We start from the raw sequence: 17,064 nt of genomic DNA on the forward strand, positions 1-17,064 counted from the left end.
TTATATTATTTCCGTGGCTTTTATTCTTGTTTCTTTGTCTGTTTCTATATAGTCTTCCAAACTCGGGTCGCTAATATAGGACACCTTACTGAGGCATTCTGAAATGACCTCCGATATTTGGAGAAAACCAATGCGGTCCTTTAAAAATTCCGCAACTGCTATTTCATTGGCGGCATTGAGGATACAAGGAACATTTCCACCCCGTTCAATAGCATCATAAGCGAGCCTTAAATTTTGAAAAGTTTCCATATCCGGCTTCTCAAAAGTCAAGTTCGGGTAATCCATAAAATCAAATCTTGGAAAATCGGCTTTTAACCTTTCCGGATATCCTAGCGCAAACTGAATAGGGATACGCATGTCAGGCAAACCTAGTTGCGCCTTGATGGAGCCATCCTCAAATTGGACTAAAGAATGTATGATGGATTGTGGATGAACAACCACATCAATTTTATCCAGCCCAACTCCAAAGAGCCATTTAGCTTCAATCACCTCCAGCCCTTTATTCATAAGGGTGGCAGAGTCAATGGTGATCTTTGCCCCCATATCCCAATTCGGATGTTTTAGAGCCTGATCCTTTGTTATCGCCAGCAGTTCCTCTCGCTTTCTTCCCCTGAATGGTCCTCCTGAAGCAGTCAAAATCAACTTTTCAATTGGGTTGTGGAACTCCCCCACCATGCACTGAAAAATAGCTGAGTGCTCTGAGTCCACCGGCAGGATATTTACACCCTTTTCTCTGGCTAATTGTGTTACCAATTGCCCGGCCACCACTAAGGTCTCCTTATTCGCAAGTGCGATAGGCTTGCCAGCTTCAACAGCTTTGATCGTTGGCTTTAATCCCGCATATCCTACCAGAGCTGTCAGCACCATGTCAACAGATTCCATCTGCACGACTGACGTCAGGGCATTTTCTCCGGAGTAAACTTTGATATCCAGAGGATCCAGCGCTGAAAAAACCTGATCGTATAAATTCTCATTACCGATAACTACTGTATTCGGTTTATAGGCTGCCGCCTGCTTGATCAGCAAATCCGCATTGTTCTGTGCTGTAAGCACTTCCACTGAAAAGTGATCGGGATGACGAGAAACAACATCTAATGCCTGAGTTCCTATCGACCCTGTTGAACCCAAAATGGCCAACCCTTTCTTTTCTGTGTGATTATTTATTCTCAAGAACTCTTCCCGCTTTTGTGTTATTTGAATTGAATCAATTCATCTGCAATCTTTCTGTCATTAGACAGACGAGGCACCTTATTCTGACCTCCCAACTTCCCAATTGACTTCATATAATTAATAAAGGCTCCTCTTTGAAGATTGATGACTTCCAAGGATCGTAAAACCGACCCGGTTATTAAGTCGTCGTAATAGGTGTTTTTATTACAGAGCTGCAAATCTAATTCTTTTTCGAATGCTGCCATGTCATTTGGTTGGGATGCAAACTCTACATACCATTCGTGCAAGGGCAGCCCTTCCTTAGGTGCAACATTGGGAGCTACGGTAAATTCAACAATCTCTACTTCCGGGAATTTTTGACAGGTGGCTTTCATGGCAGACTCTACCTCTTCCCCTATGACGTGCTCCCCAAAGGCGGAAATAAAGTGTTTGATCCTTCCCGTCACGATCAACCTGTATGGATTCTTACTTACAAATTTCACCGTATCCCCTATGGAATACCCCCACAGCCCGGCGTTACTATTAATGATGACGGCATAGTTAACTCCAGGCTCAACCTCCTCAATCGTTAGCCTACTGGGGTTATCATCGAAATATTCATCTGCAGGAATGAACTCATAAAAAATACCACTATTGGCCAACAATAACAGTCCCGGTTCCACCTGCGAATCCTGATAGGCGATAAATCCTTCAGACGCCGGATAGGTCTCTATAGAATCGATTTGATTACCGATCGTTTCAAAAAGTTTTGCTTTGTATGGTTCAAAGTTGACCCCACCATAAACGAACATGGAAAAATCCGGAAATATGTCTTTGATCGGCTTACCGGTCTTTGCCTTCAGCTTATCAAAATACATCTGCACCCATGGGGGTATTCCGGAGATCAGACTCATATTTTGATCATGAGTTTCCTCAACGATTTGATCCACTTTCGCTTCCCAATCCTCCATACAATTGGTTTCATAGGAAGGCATCTGATTGGTCCTAAGGTATCCCGGAACATGATGATTCACAATACCTGACAGCCTGCCTACATGGATTCCATTTTTCTTCGTTAATGTTGGCGCTCCTGAAAGGAAAATTAATTTACCATCCAAAAACTTCGCATTCCCGGTTTCATGTACATAAGAAAGCAAAGCGTTTCTGGCACTATTGATATGATTCGGGATAGAATCTTTAGTGATTGGAATATACTTAGTGCCACTGGTGGTTCCTGACGTCTTGGCAAAATAGGCGGGCTTGCCCGGCCACAAAATATCGGCCTGACCATTTACAACCTGATTAATATAGGATGACAAGCCTTCATAATCCTTGATAGGAACCTGTTTGACAAAATCATCATGGGTATTTATGTCAGAAAAGCCATGATCTCTTCCGAATTGTGTGCCACTGGCCTTTTCTACTAATCCCTTAAATATCTTCTGCTGAAATTTTCCTGGTTCGAGCGACCACTGCCTGGTTTCTTTCGCAATGTAAGCAGCGAACGGCTTACTGAGTATAGATCTAATTCCCATAGTCACTTAAAATCGCTCAAAGTAAATCAATGCCTCTACCAAATCCCAATAAGCAACTCTTCGTTTAAATTATTGTTTAATTATAGGTTAGGCACAAAATGATTTAATGTTTTTTAACAAACCTAAAAGCCCTTATTTTGAGTTAAATACCTTGATTTGAGGAAGTTTGCAATAAGATGAAAATGAAGATAAATGTAGGTAGTTGGGTTCTTATCGTAGGAGTAATCGTGCTGATTTCAGCGGGAGTGTCGGCACTTACTGTTCAATACATCATCAATCATCAAGGTGAGGCGGTATTAATATCAGATTCGACCATTGAAAATGGCTCCAATACCAACTTACCATATCAAACCACAAACCTGTTTGATCAAACAAGAAGGATCGATGAAGTTCCCGATGAAGCAGTTCGAGCTGATTTTGTATATGCTTCTCAGAAAACCACCTCAAGCGTTGTTTTCATTCAAACCCTTAGCGAATATGAATACCGTACAGGGAGTTGGCTGGATTGGTTCTTTGAACCTCGTTCTTCCCAACAAACCAGTAGTGGTTCAGGTGTAATAGTCGGGGAAGATGGATACATCGTGACCAATAATCATGTAATTGATGGTGCGGATGCTATCAAGGTGGTTCACGGAAAAAAAACCTACGATGCTCAGCTCATTGGTCGGGACCCCTCTTCGGATCTTGCTGTCATCAAAATCGAGACTCAAGACCTTCCGGCGATCACCATGGGAAACTCGGACAATGTGGATGTAGGCGAATGGGTACTTGCGGTTGGTAATCCTTTCAATCTTACCTCTACGGTTACCGCAGGAATAGTTAGCGCCAAAGGACGAAATATCAATATCCTTCGGGACAAGTTTCCGATTGAATCTTTTATTCAAACTGATGCAGCAATCAATCCGGGCAACAGTGGAGGAGCATTGGTCAATATGGAAGGGGAACTTATTGGGATCAATACCGCTATACTATCCCGAACAGGTTCCTACGCAGGATATGGGTTCGCCATACCGGCAAACATCGTCAATAAGGTTTTTAGTGACATTAAGGAATATGGTGAAGTTCAAAAAACTTTCACCGGAGCGGACTTTGTAGATATCGATAGCAAAATAGCAGAGAAAATGGATCTCAATACGCTGGAGGGAGTTATGGTGGCCAGTGTTATTAAAGATGGTGCAGCTGAAAAGGCTAACCTCAGAAAGGGAGATGTAATTAAGCGGATCGACGGAAGAAAAATTGAAAGCAAGGCTGCCCTTGAAGAGTACCTTGCAAAACTTTACCCTGGAGACAAAATCGAATTAACCATCTCAAGAGAGAACAAAGAACTCATAAAGTCGCTGACGCTGACCAACAGAGAGGGTACCACCGGAGTAATTCGAAGGGAAGTTCATGTGTCGAAAAAACTGGCAGCAACCTTTGAATCAGTGCCTAAAATCGAACGTGATCTTATGGGAATTCCAAATGGTGTCAAAGTAGTGGAATACGAGTCCGGAGGTTTCTTTTCAAAGCTTGGAATCCCTGAGGGATTCGTGATTACCCAAATCAACAATGCAACTATTGAAAGTCCCCAAGAGCTCACTGAGATATTAGAAAACATCTCGGGTAGGGTGATCATCTCCGGCATTGATAAAAGAGGCCGAAAGGTCTATTACCCATATTACTTCTAATTAACTAAATACTTAGGAATAAAAGCCGTGTTATACGATTGCTGTTCTCATTTTGAGCTTCTTCTTTAGCTCATCTATAGAATACCTGAATTTGGCATTGGTATCAATCATGTCATTGACAGATTGAACAGCATGTATTACTGTACTGTGATCTCTCCCTCCAAAATGATATCCTATTGATTTCAGACTATGGTTTGTGTAGTCCTTGGAGAAATACATAGCCACCTGACGAGCAATAACAATTTCCTTTTTACGGGTTTTTGCCTTCAGGTCGTCCTGAGGCACATTGAAATAATCTGAAACAGTTTTTTGGATATAATCTATACCTACCTCAGAATCGATATCTGTTACAATATTTTTCAAGATTTGCTTCGCCAGTTCCAGGTTCACTTCTGATTTTGTCAGGGACGCATGTGCTATCAGGGAAATAACCACTCCTTCCAGCTCTCGCACATTCGTATCCACCGTATAGGCTATATATTCCACAACCTGATCAGGAATAGCGATCCCATCCTCCTGCATCTTCTTTTGAATGATAGCCATTCTGGTTTCAAAGTCGGGCTGCTGCAAATCTGCCGTAAGCCCCCATTTAAACCTGGAAACCAACCTTTCCTGAAGTCCCTTCAGATCCTTTGGAGCACAGTCAGATGTCATAATGATCTGTTTGCCCCCCTGGTGAAGATGATTGAATATATGGAAGAAAATCTCCTGAGTTTTTTCCTTATCTCTTAAGAATTGAACATCATCCAGGATTAACACATCAACTTCCCGGAAGTAATTGATGAAATCCTGAATATTATTATTTCTTAATGCCTCTATAAACTGATTTGTAAACTTCTCTGAAGCGACATATACAATTCGCTTTCCAGGATGCTCACTCTTAATTTCATTACCAATAGCCTGCACCAGGTGGGTTTTACCTAATCCCACACCGCCATAAAACATCAAAGGATTGAAAGAGGTAACCCCTGGCTTTTGTGCTACTGCAAATCCAGCTGATCTTGCGAGACGGTTGCAGTCACCTTCAATGAAATTATCAAATCGATAAGTGGGGTTTAAATCTGAGTGATGTTTTAGCTTAACCAGAAAATCCGGATTCTTATATTGATCGAACCCGTTCACTCGATTGGCGTTTTGGCTATTCGAAGATCCTGACACATTGATGGTGACAGGTTTTTGCACTTCATCACCTCGATCCATCACAACAGAATATTCCAATCTTCCATTTGGACCGATTTCTCTTTTGATAGCCTGTTTCAGTAGATGTACGTAATTCTCCTCAAGCCATTCGTAAAAAAACTGGCTTGGCACCTGGATAGTAAGGACATCGCTCTCCAACTTTAGAGGTTGGATGGGCTCAAACCATGTCTTGAAACTTTGTCCCGGAATACTCTCCCTTATAAAAAGGAGACAATTCTCCCATATTTTCTGGTGCATTGGTGGTGAAATTTTTCTCTTTTAAAGCGGTTTAAAATAGCTACCCATAACAGAGAGGGACATCAAAGTTGTCAGATTTTTTTTTAAGAAAAAAATGAGTTTTGCCATTGACTTTTTATAATCCATTAATGAAACACATATGACCATATTCCCCGGTAAATTTCTTTAAAAAATACAATTAATGAGGATTCTCAATGCGTTTTGGATACAAAAATGAAGTACGCTAAATCAGGTGCAAAAACACCAAAAAACTACTGCTAATTTTATCAGATTTTGAACATAATAACCGTTCAAAGCCCTCAGTTACATATTCACAATTATTTAACGAATCGAAAACACCAATCACTTCAAACTGTACTCAACACATCCGTAGATAGGAATCCGGATTTTTAGGTGAGATATAAATAAAAAACCCCGACATATGCCGGGGTCCAATTTTCTTTTTCCTAAATCAATTACTGAGCAAGCCCATTATTGATCAGGAAGTTCTGATACAGTTCCTGAAAATCATCAACATCAGGTGACATTTTAATTGCTTCCTCATATTTGGTCAGAGCATCCAGGATGAGACCATTTTCTTCATAGAAAGAAGCGAAGATTAATTTATTCAAAGGTGAGTCCTCTGAAACTTCCTGTTTCAAGGCAGCAAGGCTTTCCTGTACCTCGACCTTATCATTTTCTTTCACTTTCTTAATACCCACTTCTCCTGAAGCAATTTCTTCATCAGAGGTCTTGTAAACTTTTACCAGATACAAACCAGCATCATTTTGCATAGACTCAGCAGTGAAATCCAATTCAACAGAAGTTTTTTCCGTCTCGGTTTCATAGATCACCTCATCAAAAATATTTCTCACTTTAACTGTATAGGTCTCCCCTTCTTCCATTCCCTCAGGAGCATTCCATCTAACAACCGTTTTATCTTCTAAAACTTCCACTTGTTCAGGAGCAAGCACATTAATAGCCGCAGAACCTGTTGCTCTGGATACCGCTCCGGTTGCATACTGCCGCGCTCGGTAATTAGTGTTTTCTTCTTCATTTAGCTTGTTCATTACGAACTGAGCATACCTGTTAGCAACACTTGTACTCGCAACATTGACTTGCTTTTCAATGTCTGAAACTTTCTTGGTACCACTACCGCGAATTTCGGTAGTCTTACCCGTTTTATGCATTAATCCAATATAAGCATCGCTAGAAGATATCAATATATCATTAGCGTTTAAAGTCGCACCTGTTTTCAAAGCAACAGCAGTACCTGATCCAGCCTTCTTTACTTTGTTATCCCCCTTATTTGCCAACACTCTAAATGTGTATCCCTGAGCGTTTACCAGGGTGGCAAAAAGTAACACCACGATGGTGAGTGATACAGAAATGAAATTTCTCATGATTATAGCGTTAATAGTTAGTGTAAAGTTACAACTTATCCATTTTAAACAATGACCTTCTTCCTTCTTTGGTGAATGCGTTTTTAACCACTCCAAAATACACTTCCAGTGAGTCTCCTGCTAATGCAACTGCCACAACACCTAACCCCAAATTCAGCTTGAAAGACGCATAATCCAACACGTAGATCATCAGGAACGTTAGTGCTGCTATCTCTACTAATTGGAATAATTTGGTGATCCCATCATACCACTTCGGAAGCCTACGATACACCCACGAAAATAGTGCCACATTTAACAGACAGAGAAAAATTCCCAAAACAATTCCTTGCTCCTCACCCATGGAGTCAATATAATCTTCATTCAGGATCATTGAAATAATGTTTGCATGGATTACACCCCCATACATATCCGGAAATGCACGACCAATATATGTTTGATTTAACGGAGTGTAATATTTGTCTTCTAATGATTCCCTGTCACCTAGATATTTCCCGAGATAACAAAACATGACAATTTTTCCCTCGATCATCTCCGGAACGAAGTTTTCATTAAATACATCAGGTATATCCAGGGCAAAGTAAGTCGTACCAAACTTGGTCGCTCCATAGTCAAGTACATTTCCGCGATAATTAATGACCTCCTCTAAATAATTCCTTTGAAGGAACTTCTCGGCTTTTTCCTCATCGTAATATTTCGCCAATTCTACACCAAATGCATAGCGTTCCTCTCCTCTCACGTCTTGCTTAGGAACAAAGGTTCTGCACATTTTCAAATCTGCCTGCTCCTGTGCATCGGTCACCAAATTCGCATAAGCTGTAGAGGCCGCAAATTGATTAAATGCCTCCCAGGAATACGCCATAGAATCCATTGAGGCATCCTCTGCATCCTGAAAAATGATCTTAGAAGCAAGGACCAGATTTTCGATACCTGCCAATCCCTCCATCAACATCTGATCACCTAAAGTATCTTCTTTTGGAAAATAAAAGAAGGAGTCAATCCCAATGACAGCCGGATTATATTTTCCAATAATCTGAAGCATCATGCCGATCTCTCCCCGACTCAATGTCCCCATATTGACCAGCACTATTCGATCATCAGCCACGGGCTCATCCCTTAGCTGTGAGAACACCACATCGGTCACTTCCATATCACTGAAAGCCTCACCTATTGGGTCAAAAACATCAAATATCTTGAAAGCGGTAGCCGAGGCAAATAAGCCCATGACACCGAAAATAAACGCAGTTGCCAGGATAACATCCAGCCAGAATTTTCTAAACATGATTAAACCTTTAAGCGGGTGATTAAATAGTAATACCTTTCCCGCAATTAAGATTCATTATCTCAAAGGATCAATTTAAAGTTAATAATATATTGATAAAATATAATTTTTTATTCAAATAAATCAATAAACAGCTTAAATCAAGGAATTATTCCTCCTTCAAAGTTTGAATTGAAGGTCCATCAACTGTTTGAGAAAGGAAATTGAACTGTGTTAGAGGGAGTTAAAACAGGTTGAAAAACTATTAAGCCTTTAACTTTTGACGTACTGCCTCAACATTCTTTTTGGAGTTCCCGATGAATATCTCTCCATCTATGATAAATACCGGTCTTTTCAAAAAAGTGTACTCCTCCAGAATATAGGATCGGTAGTCTTGCTCATCTAGACTATTCTCTTTTAGCCCCCAGGCCTTATACTTCATGGCAACGCGCGAAAAAAGTGCCTCATAAGACCCTGACAATGACTGCATTTCATCTATTTGCTCAGGAGTAATGGCCTCCTTTTTGATATCCTGCTGCACAAAATCATCCCCTATCCTCAGATCCTTCATAATTCGCTGACAGGTACTACAAGTTGATAAATAATAGATTTTTTTCATCATCAAAATTTCCTCAAAACTAAGAATGATCTTCAAAGTGGAAACCATTTCTATCATGAATGTTGGTCCCTTCACCCATCATTTTGTAAGAAAATCTTTCCACCAGTGACCACTTTTTTTTACGGTCCGTTCCTGGTTTTTATAATTAATAAAGACCAGCCCAAAACGCGGATCATAGCCCTCACTCCACTCGAAATTGTCGGTTAATGACCAAACGAAATAGCCTTCAACAGGCACCCCTTCATTTTTCGCCTTGAGGGTGTTAGTCAGGTAGTCCTTAAAAAATTGTACCCTCCTGTCATCATTAACCTGACCATCAACCATATTTTCATCAAGTGAAAGACCATTTTCGGTCACGACGATTTTCTTGACCCCTTCATAAGAACTGAATTTTTTGAGCATGGTATAAATCCCTTTTGGAAAAATCTCAAACCCCATGCTGTTTGTTTCCACTCCTCTTTTTTCCGGCATAACCTCCTTTGCCCATAATACCGGAGGGAACAAACTTCGCTTTACAACTATCCTGAAATAGTTTTGAATGCCGATAAAATCAAAATCAAACTTCATGCGCTCTTCATCACCAGCTTTCATATATTTCGTAATAGGTTTAATGGCTGCCAGGTCTTCAATTGGATAGCCTAATCCTAAGGAGGGTTCGATGAACAAGCGATTATACAGCGCATCATAGGTCTTGGCCGCTTTATTATCTCTTCCTTCCTGGAGAGGAGTTACTTCCGAGCAAGAAAATGTGGTACCAATATGTGGGTCCGAGATATTTGCTCTAATCACTCTGCCTCCTACTGCCTGACACAATACAGCGTGATGCGTCGCCTGAATAAATTTCTTCACACTTTTTTCACCCGGAGCATGATAGCCCGATCCATATCCATGTCCCACAAACGCCGCCGGCTCATTTAAAACCATCCAGTTCCTGACCCTGTCGCCAAAACTACGAGTGGCGAGATCAGTGAATTCGCTAAACCACCCCAACATATCTCTGTTGGTCCAGCCTCCTTTTTCGTGCAGTGCTAATGGTAAGTCCCAATGATAGAGTGTCACCCAGGGAGTAACACCCCGCTCGAGACAGGCATCCATTAATCGATGATAGTAGTCCAACCCCTTTTGGTTTACCTTTCCTACTCCATCAGGCAATAGTCTTGACCAGGCCAGTGAAAATCTAAAATTCCCAAAATTCATCCCCTTTAACAGGTCTAAGTCGGTTGTATATCGATGATAGAAATCACAGGCTATTTCTGCATTCTGACCACTATGAACCTTCCCCTTTTGATGGGTGAAATCATCCCAAATTGAAAGACCTTTCCCATCAATTTTCCAGGCTCCTTCGGTTTGAAAGGCTGCCGCAGCACAGCCCCAATCAAAACTTTCACCAAAGTCTGAAGCCCGCAATTCGTTATCGTTAAATAGTGTAGCCATATCAAAACCTGAAAATGTTAAGGCCGAAGTTCCCAGAATTAATTTCTTGTTAAAGTCTCGACGTTTCATTTTAATGGATGATTAAACTACACAAGTTTTTTATTTGTCCCTTACCAGACAAGCTCGTGGGAATCAATTAGCCTAAATTTGACTTTGTCTTAACAAACGGATCATTGAGGGAAACGGATATCAGGGTCATTATTCCCGCTTTCAACGAGCAAAACGCAGTAGGACTTGTAATTGATGAAATACCTAAAGACTGGGTAAATGAAATCATTGTAGTGGATAATGGCTCAACAGACAATACCTATGAAACTGCCTTTAGCAGAGGTGCGACAGCATTGAGAGAATCCCGAAAAGGATATGGTCAGGCCTGTCTCAGAGGGCTTGAGTACATTGAAACATCCAACTCAACTCCCGACATCATAGTATTTATTGATGGGGATCATTCTGATTATCCAGAACAGCTTCCTCAACTTGTCACACCGATCATCGAGGGTAAAGCGGATTTGGTCATCGGCTCAAGAAGCCTGGGAAAAAAAGAAAAAGGTAGCATCACGCCTCAGCAGATTTTTGGAAACTGGCTTGCTACCAGCCTGTTAAAATTATTTTACAAGGCAAATTATACTGATCTCGGCCCCTTTCGCGCAATCAAATACAGCTCGTTAATGGCTATTGGCATGTCGGATACTAACTATGGATGGACGGTTGAAATGCAGTTAAAAGCAGCTAAAATGGGTTTTAACACGTTGGACGTTCCTGTTAACTATCGTCAAAGGATCGGTACTTCCAAAGTTTCCGGCACGGTTAAAGGAACTGTTTTGGCCGGCTTTAAAATCTTGTTCACCATTTTTAGATATTTGTAAGCGATGGACTGGCTCATTATAGGAGGATATTCAATAGCACTGACGGTCATTTGCGTTTTCAGCGCTGAGCAATTGTATCTGGCATGGATCTATTCCCGATCAAAAAAAAATGACCAGAGAAACAACCTGAAAGCCTACCCCTACATCACCGTACAATTGCCAATTTACAATGAAAAATATGTGATAAACCGATTGATCGACAAGGTATGTCAACTAGACTACCCCACGGAAAAATTGGAAATCCAGGTATTGGATGACAGCGATGATGAGACGCTGGAGCTGACGACGCAAAAAGTTACGGAATGGTCCGATCGGGGTATGAATATTAAACTAGTGCGCCGACCAAACCGAATAGGATATAAAGCAGGGGCACTGGCCTATGGCATGGGATTGGCTCAGGGGGAATTTATTGCCATTTTCGATGCTGATTTTTTACCTGAAAAAGACTTTCTCACCCAAACCATTTCAGCGTTTGATCAGGATACGGGAATGGTCCAAACTAAATGGGGCCATATCAATCAGGATTACAGTATTCTAACCCGAATGCAGGCGTTTGGGCTAAATGCCCATTTTACTGTGGAGCAAACGGGGAGGTCCTCCTCGGGGAAACTGATGAATTTTAACGGAACTGCCGGGGTTTGGCGAAAGACTTGTATCGAAGAAGCGGGAGGATGGCAACATGATACCCTTACTGAAGATTTAGACCTAAGCTATCGAGCACAATTGAAAGGCTGGAAATTCAAATACCTCGAGGATGTAACTACTCCAGCCGAACTACCGGTAATTATTCCCGCGATCAAATCACAGCAGTACCGCTGGAATAAAGGCGCAGCTGAAACAGCACGTAAAAACCTGGCCTCTCTATTCAGATCAAAGCTTTCTTTCAAGGTGAAATTCCATGGGCTTATGCACCTTTTAAATTCCTCGATATTTATTTTCCTGTTAATCGGGGCTGTACTCAGTATCCCGTTACTTCAGGTGAAACATCATAGGACCGACCTTTCCTCAGCCTTCGATCTGGCGATTGTTTTCATTATCGGTTTTTTGGGGACAACCATTTTCTATTGGATCTCAGCACGGGTTGATCGACCCAGGAACACCTGGAAATACTTCATTTATGAATTTCCTATTTTTTTAACGTTCTGTATGGGCTTGAGTCTTCACAATGCCATTGCAGTTGCTGAAGGGTATCTTGGCAGAAAAACACCGTTCATTCGAACACCTAAATTCAACATAACGTCTTCATCAGACACCTGGAAAGGAAATAAATACCTGAATAAGGCCTTGAGTCCGGTGCTGTTTATTGAAGGCCTGCTCTCGCTATATTTCCTATATGGTATTTACTATGGGATCAAAATTGAGGATTACGGCTTGATCCTATTCCACTTAATGCTCTCTATAGGTTTTGGTGCGGTGTTCTATCTCACTTTAAGATCCAAATGAAGTCTGAAAAATCCTCCAGTGCCTTCTATAGTCTGATTTTTATATTTCTCGGAGGTATTGGGACTATTGGTCTCAGTATTAACAGGGAAGAATCCGTAATTCTGGGACTCGCCTATTTCGCTGCATTTTTTAGCTACTTCTGGATCGTCAGGTTTCACTCTGAAAGCCAAATTCTTTTTCCTCTTGGTCTTCTGATCCGTTTTATCCTCTTTTTTAGTTTACCATCGCTTTCCGACGATATCTATCGTTTTTTATGGGATGGATACCTCAGCGCTTCTGGTCTGGACCCTTTTGGTGATACACCGAGTATGGTGATGCAACATACCACCGGTATCATTGGCGTGGACAATGCACTTTTTCAACAACTAAACTCACCCGATTACTTTACGGTATACCCTCCCCTCAATCAAATTATTTTTTGGATTGGGGTGAAAACCGGAGGCGAAAGTTGGTTACTAGCCACCAATATCATTCGATGCGTACTTTTGGCTGCTGACCTACTCACTTTTTACGCTCTCAAGAAGCTGCTGACTATAAAGGGCAAAAGCCCTAATCTCTCCTATTGGTACTTTCTCAACCCTTTGGTTATACTGGAGATGGCGGGAAATGTTCATTTTGAAGGACTCATGATTATGTTTTTGATACTTGGTCTGGGGCTATTGGAGAAAAACAAAAATCTATTCGGCTCTCTTTCGATGGGACTTGCCATTGGAACTAAACTGATACCACTCATTTTTATTCCGACCCTTTTATTTCGATATGATTGGAAAAAAAGTGTCCTGATTTCAGGAATTTCTCTTTCGGTGGGGCTCATGACTCTCTTACCCGTTTTCCTTTCTAAGGATCTCCAAAATATGGGTACTAGTCTGGGGCTATATTTTCAGCATTTCGAATTCAACGCGTCCTTCTATTACCTGTTCCGAGAAATAGGTTTTATGATCAAAGGATACAATATTATTGGTACGCTGGGACCGATCTTATCTATCATATCCGGAGCTGCCATCTTACTCATTTCATGGTTCGCAGGACAACGAAAATGGGAAGTAAGTCAAATATGGCTCATCATCCTGTTCATTTATCTAAGTTTTACTACCACTATTCACCCCTGGTACGTTCTCCCATTGATTCCCCTGGGCATATTATCAGGTTATTATTTTCCGATTGCCTGGAGTATGCTCATCTTTATGTCTTACTTCGGATATCAGATTACAGGATTCGAACTATCCTCGTTTTGGGTTGTTTTGGAATATGTCGGATTATGGATTTTCATTGGTTTTGAATATTATCTCAAGACAAATAACATTAAAATGGGTCGGCTTTAACCTGCTCACGCTTTTTACCCTGACTACGTGTGGACAAAGTTCATATGATGAAAAGCTTGAAAGCATATACAGCTTTTCAGTCCCACTGATCAAGGTCGACTCTCTTGGGCAATTACTGAACAAGAAACATATCACCATTTTTGATACCCGGTCTCCCGTTGAGTTTGAAGTAAGCCATCTACCGAACGCAACATTTATAGATTATTCCTCCTTTTCAGACAGATCGTTTGAAAAACTACCAAGAGAAACCCCGATTGTGGTTTACTGCAGCGTGGGTTACAGAAGTGAAAAAGTCGGAGAATACTTGCAAGAATTGGGGTTTACCAACATCTGCAATTTATATGGTGGTATTTTTGAATGGAAAAACAACGGCATGCAGGTGGTCAATGAGAATAACGAACTGACTGACAGTCTGCATACGTATAATGAGAATTGGTCCAAGTGGCTACTAAAAGGAATAAAAGTATATGAGTAAGAACCTATTAATCCTATTTGTAAAGAACCTGATCCCCGGAACAGTGAAAACCAGATTGGCTGAAGAGATAGGTATCGAAGGAGCATTAGATGTGTACCAGTTTTTAGTGGAGCACACTTTTGAAGAAACCAACAAGGTCGAAAGCGATAAAATCGTTTATTACTCGGAATATGTGGAAATAGAGGACATCTTCGACAATGGGAAATATCAGATGCAAGTTCAAAAAGGAAAGGATCTGGGGGAGCGTATGTTAAATGCCTTTCAGAAAAGCTTCGATGCCGGGTATGAAAAGGCCATCATCGTGGGATCTGATTGTTTCGAACTACAAAAAACTCATATTGAAGAAGCGCTCGACGAACTTGATAAAAACGATTTAGTGATTGGTCCTGCATCTGACGGCGGTTATTACTTACTGGGCATGAAAGAGCTTTTTCCGGCCCTTTTTCAAAACAAAAAATTCAGTCACGAAAACGTATTGAAAGAGTTGCTTGCTGAGATTGCTTCGTTAGATTTGAGCTTTCACTTGCTACCGGAATTAAACGATATTGACACATTCGATGACCTCAAAGATTCAGGTATTGATTTTGAATTTGTGAGTGATGACGATTGATAGCCACGGGACACAGTCCCCGTACTTGTGGTACCTTATGATCAAATGCCCAAAGGCGCTTCTATGCGCAAGTATTCTTTTATTGACTCTGTCCTCCTGCACCGTAAGCAGGAGCCTCTTCTGGAATTTTGCCGGTCAGAAAGACATTAAAAGATTTCCTTCTAATACCATTAGAAAAGACAGCAGCACTTTTGATTTTGCAAAAGAACTAACGCCATCCAATTTTTATATTGATCATTATAGCCACCACGGGTCGAACGCCATCCCCCTGGAGGAATTCTTAAGTGACTTTAAGCATAACCTTGCATTTGTTGTCATCAAAAATGACTCAATTCTGTTTGAGCGATATGCTGACGGATATTCTGATCAATCTATCGTTACTACTTTTTCAGTGAGCAAAACCATCATTTCAATGCTCATTGGTATTGCATTGGAAGAGGGTAGCATCAACAGCATTCATGATCCAATCGTCAACTACCTGCCCTCATTGTCGGATCATGGATTTCAGAAAATTACTATTGAGCACCTATTAAAGCACACAAGCGGTATTCGTTTTAAAGAACGCTATATCAACCCATTTAATAATGACGTGGCCAGATATTACTATGGCAAGGATGTCTATAAAGCCATTGAAAAGCTGAAATTGGAAACGGAACCCGGACAATCTTTCCATTACCATAGTGCGAACACACAGCTACTGGGTTTGATACTCATCCGGGCTACGGGAATGAGTATCGCTGATTATATGGAAAGCCGTATCTGGTCCAAAATCGGAACTGAGCTTGATGCCTCCTGGAGTACCTACGAAAAACAACCGGTAGAAAAAGCATTCTGCTGCTTTAATAGTTCTACCATTGACCTCGCAAGGTTTGGCCGTCTAATGCTGAATCGAGGCAATTGGAATGGTGAGCAGATTATCCCTGCCGACTGGATTGACAAGACACACGAGAGAAGCATGGAGGAAGGTGGAATTTGGGGATACCAATATCATGTTATTCTTGGACTCAAAGAATATGGTGACTTTATGGCCCAGGGGCTCTACGATCAGTATATCTATATGATGCCAAAAAAGGACATTGTGATAGTTGCCGTCAATTCCACCCATAAACCCACAGTGAACTGGCGGTTAGTTTTTCTTCAGATTGTAGATCAGCTCTGATTACACCAGCTTTTCCATATCCCGAATCAGAATACGTCTTCTGTCAAAGTTGATAATGTTCTCTTCTCGCAGCTCATTCATGATAGTGGTAACAGTCTGTCTCGATGTACCAGTAAGGCTTGCGATATCTTTATGTGTAAGGTGATTTTTGATCATCATCTCAAAACCTACCTTTTGTCCCTTTTCTATAGCAGTGTCCCTCAAAAACTCCACAATTCTTGTTCTTGCATCTTTGAAAACCAAAGCCTCTATTCGCCTCTTCATGCGAGTGAATCGTAGCCCAATAATCTTAAAAAGCTTGAAACTAAGTTCCTTATTATCTTTCATCAGCCCCTGCAAGTCCTCTATAGTCATTGGACAAACCCGCGTGTCATTGTCCATGGCTTGCGCGAAGTCCGATCGCTTCCCTTCTCCGGTCAATGCCATTTCACCAAAAATCTCCCCTTTCGTCAATATGGCATTTACGATTTCCTTATCACCGTCCACATTTGACCCAATCTTCACCCTTCCATTCGCAACCATATAAATGGTATCAGACGCAGCATCCTGAAAATAGATATGTTCATCCTTCTTATAAATATTGGGCTTGTGCTTGTCTTCCATTCCCGGGGTTTTATGCGGACAAAGAATTTCATACAAATCCGTTTCTTCAAAATACCAAATATTGGAGTGTTCGCTCATGTTTAACTATTAGGTCAAATTCTAAAT

Annotated in this window: 15 protein-coding genes; 7 read left to right on the forward strand and 8 right to left on the reverse strand. The window is 41.1% G+C overall.

Annotated elements, in window-relative coordinates; all coding sequences use genetic code 11:
- Together NXR94_RS06305 and NXR94_RS06310 are read right to left on the reverse strand one after the other, a co-directional pair.
- Nucleotides 1-1,170: a 1-deoxy-D-xylulose-5-phosphate reductoisomerase gene (locus NXR94_RS06305; RefSeq protein WP_258103748.1), complete on the reverse strand. Its 1,170-nt coding sequence runs from the start codon at nucleotides 1,168-1,170 to the stop codon at nucleotides 1-3.
- Between the two features lie 20 nt (nucleotides 1,171-1,190).
- Nucleotides 1,191-2,684, reverse strand: coding sequence for a GH3 auxin-responsive promoter family protein (locus NXR94_RS06310; protein WP_258103749.1), 1,494 nt, complete (start codon nucleotides 2,682-2,684; stop codon nucleotides 1,191-1,193).
- Nucleotides 2,685-2,866: 182 nt separating this feature from the next.
- Between NXR94_RS06310 and NXR94_RS06315 the strand changes: the two genes are divergently transcribed.
- A complete protein-coding gene (locus NXR94_RS06315; RefSeq protein ID WP_258103751.1) occupies nucleotides 2,867-4,351 on the forward strand; it encodes a S1C family serine protease in 1,485 nt (494 codons plus the stop codon).
- 30 nt (nucleotides 4,352-4,381) lie between these two features.
- Here the strand turns inward: NXR94_RS06315 and dnaA are convergent, their stop codons facing one another.
- From dnaA to NXR94_RS06340, 5 genes are all read right to left on the reverse strand, one after another.
- Nucleotides 4,382-5,788: a chromosomal replication initiator protein DnaA gene (dnaA, locus tag NXR94_RS06320; RefSeq protein WP_258103752.1), complete on the reverse strand. Its 1,407-nt coding sequence runs from the start codon at nucleotides 5,786-5,788 to the stop codon at nucleotides 4,382-4,384.
- A gap of 455 nt (nucleotides 5,789-6,243) precedes the next feature.
- Nucleotides 6,244-7,170, reverse strand: coding sequence for a hypothetical protein (locus NXR94_RS06325; RefSeq protein WP_258103753.1), 927 nt, complete (start codon nucleotides 7,168-7,170; stop codon nucleotides 6,244-6,246).
- A 28-nt stretch (nucleotides 7,171-7,198) separates the two neighbouring features.
- Entirely contained in the window at nucleotides 7,199-8,449 is a 1,251-nt protein-coding gene (locus NXR94_RS06330) for a CHASE2 domain-containing protein (protein WP_258103754.1), read from the reverse strand.
- Between the two features lie 244 nt (nucleotides 8,450-8,693).
- Nucleotides 8,694-9,122, reverse strand: coding sequence for an arsenate reductase family protein (locus NXR94_RS06335; RefSeq protein WP_258103755.1), 429 nt, complete (start codon nucleotides 9,120-9,122; stop codon nucleotides 8,694-8,696).
- Between the two features lie 3 nt (nucleotides 9,123-9,125).
- Nucleotides 9,126-10,550 (reverse strand): GH1 family beta-glucosidase, encoded by a 1,425-nt coding sequence (locus NXR94_RS06340; RefSeq protein WP_258103756.1) that lies wholly within the window; start codon nucleotides 10,548-10,550, stop codon nucleotides 9,126-9,128.
- A gap of 104 nt (nucleotides 10,551-10,654) precedes the next feature.
- On the opposite strand from NXR94_RS06340, the gene NXR94_RS06345 reads away from it, so the two are divergent.
- The 6 genes from NXR94_RS06345 to NXR94_RS06370 are packed head-to-tail and all read left to right on the forward strand — an operon-like array spanning nucleotide 10,655 to nucleotide 16,356.
- Nucleotides 10,655-11,347: a glycosyltransferase family 2 protein gene (locus NXR94_RS06345; RefSeq protein ID WP_258103757.1), complete on the forward strand. Its 693-nt coding sequence runs from the start codon at nucleotides 10,655-10,657 to the stop codon at nucleotides 11,345-11,347.
- A gap of 3 nt (nucleotides 11,348-11,350) precedes the next feature.
- Complete coding sequence (locus NXR94_RS06350) at nucleotides 11,351-12,790, forward strand: cellulose synthase family protein (protein ID WP_258103758.1); 1,440 nt, start codon at nucleotides 11,351-11,353, stop codon at nucleotides 12,788-12,790.
- Nucleotides 12,787-14,112 (forward strand): glycosyltransferase 87 family protein, encoded by a 1,326-nt coding sequence (locus NXR94_RS06355; protein WP_258103759.1) that lies wholly within the window; start codon nucleotides 12,787-12,789, stop codon nucleotides 14,110-14,112. Before NXR94_RS06350 ends, NXR94_RS06355 begins: the two co-directional genes overlap by 4 nt.
- On the forward strand, nucleotides 14,066-14,587 hold the full coding sequence (locus tag NXR94_RS06360; protein WP_258103760.1) for a rhodanese-like domain-containing protein: 522 nt from the start codon (nucleotides 14,066-14,068) through the stop codon (nucleotides 14,585-14,587). The genes NXR94_RS06355 and NXR94_RS06360 overlap by 47 nt, the downstream gene beginning before the upstream one ends.
- Nucleotides 14,580-15,197 carry a TIGR04282 family arsenosugar biosynthesis glycosyltransferase gene (locus NXR94_RS06365; RefSeq protein WP_258103761.1) on the forward strand — a complete coding sequence of 206 codons (618 nt, stop codon included), beginning with the start codon at nucleotides 14,580-14,582 and terminating at the stop codon, nucleotides 15,195-15,197. The genes NXR94_RS06360 and NXR94_RS06365 overlap by 8 nt, the downstream gene beginning before the upstream one ends.
- Nucleotides 15,187-16,356 carry a serine hydrolase gene (locus NXR94_RS06370; RefSeq protein ID WP_258103762.1) on the forward strand — a complete coding sequence of 390 codons (1,170 nt, stop codon included), beginning with the start codon at nucleotides 15,187-15,189 and terminating at the stop codon, nucleotides 16,354-16,356. Before NXR94_RS06365 ends, NXR94_RS06370 begins: the two co-directional genes overlap by 11 nt.
- Here NXR94_RS06370 and NXR94_RS06375 read toward each other — a convergent pair whose 3' ends face one another.
- Complete coding sequence (locus tag NXR94_RS06375; RefSeq protein ID WP_258103763.1) at nucleotides 16,357-17,037, reverse strand: Crp/Fnr family transcriptional regulator; 681 nt, start codon at nucleotides 17,035-17,037, stop codon at nucleotides 16,357-16,359. It abuts the gene before it with no gap.
- Between the last annotated feature and the right edge of the window lie 27 nt (nucleotides 17,038-17,064).

The organism is Marinoscillum sp. MHG1-6 (assembly GCF_024714475.1).
Classification (GTDB): domain Bacteria; phylum Bacteroidota; class Bacteroidia; order Cytophagales; family Cyclobacteriaceae; genus JAMZMI01.

What these genes read in the sequence shown, in the direction of transcription:
- NXR94_RS06330 (WP_258103754.1), bottom strand. Translation starts at nt 8,449, where the DNA reads ATGTTTAGAAAATTCTGGCTGGATGTTATCCTGGCAACTGCGTTTATT.
- NXR94_RS06375 (WP_258103763.1), bottom strand. Translation starts at nt 17,037, where the DNA reads ATGAGCGAACACTCCAATATTTGGTATTTTGAAGAAACGGATTTGTAT.
- NXR94_RS06365 (WP_258103761.1), top strand. Translation starts at nt 14,580, where the DNA reads ATGAGTAAGAACCTATTAATCCTATTTGTAAAGAACCTGATCCCCGGA.
- NXR94_RS06325 (WP_258103753.1), bottom strand. Translation starts at nt 7,170, where the DNA reads ATGAGAAATTTCATTTCTGTATCACTCACCATCGTGGTGTTACTTTTT.
- dnaA (WP_258103752.1), bottom strand. Translation starts at nt 5,788, where the DNA reads ATGCACCAGAAAATATGGGAGAATTGTCTCCTTTTTATAAGGGAGAGT.
- NXR94_RS06340 (WP_258103756.1), bottom strand. Translation starts at nt 10,550, where the DNA reads ATGAAACGTCGAGACTTTAACAAGAAATTAATTCTGGGAACTTCGGCC.
- NXR94_RS06350 (WP_258103758.1), top strand. Translation starts at nt 11,351, where the DNA reads ATGGACTGGCTCATTATAGGAGGATATTCAATAGCACTGACGGTCATT.
- NXR94_RS06310 (WP_258103749.1), bottom strand. Translation starts at nt 2,684, where the DNA reads ATGGGAATTAGATCTATACTCAGTAAGCCGTTCGCTGCTTACATTGCG.
- NXR94_RS06370 (WP_258103762.1), top strand. Translation starts at nt 15,187, where the DNA reads ATGACGATTGATAGCCACGGGACACAGTCCCCGTACTTGTGGTACCTT.
- NXR94_RS06315 (WP_258103751.1), top strand. Translation starts at nt 2,867, where the DNA reads ATGAAGATAAATGTAGGTAGTTGGGTTCTTATCGTAGGAGTAATCGTG.
- NXR94_RS06355 (WP_258103759.1), top strand. Translation starts at nt 12,787, where the DNA reads ATGAAGTCTGAAAAATCCTCCAGTGCCTTCTATAGTCTGATTTTTATA.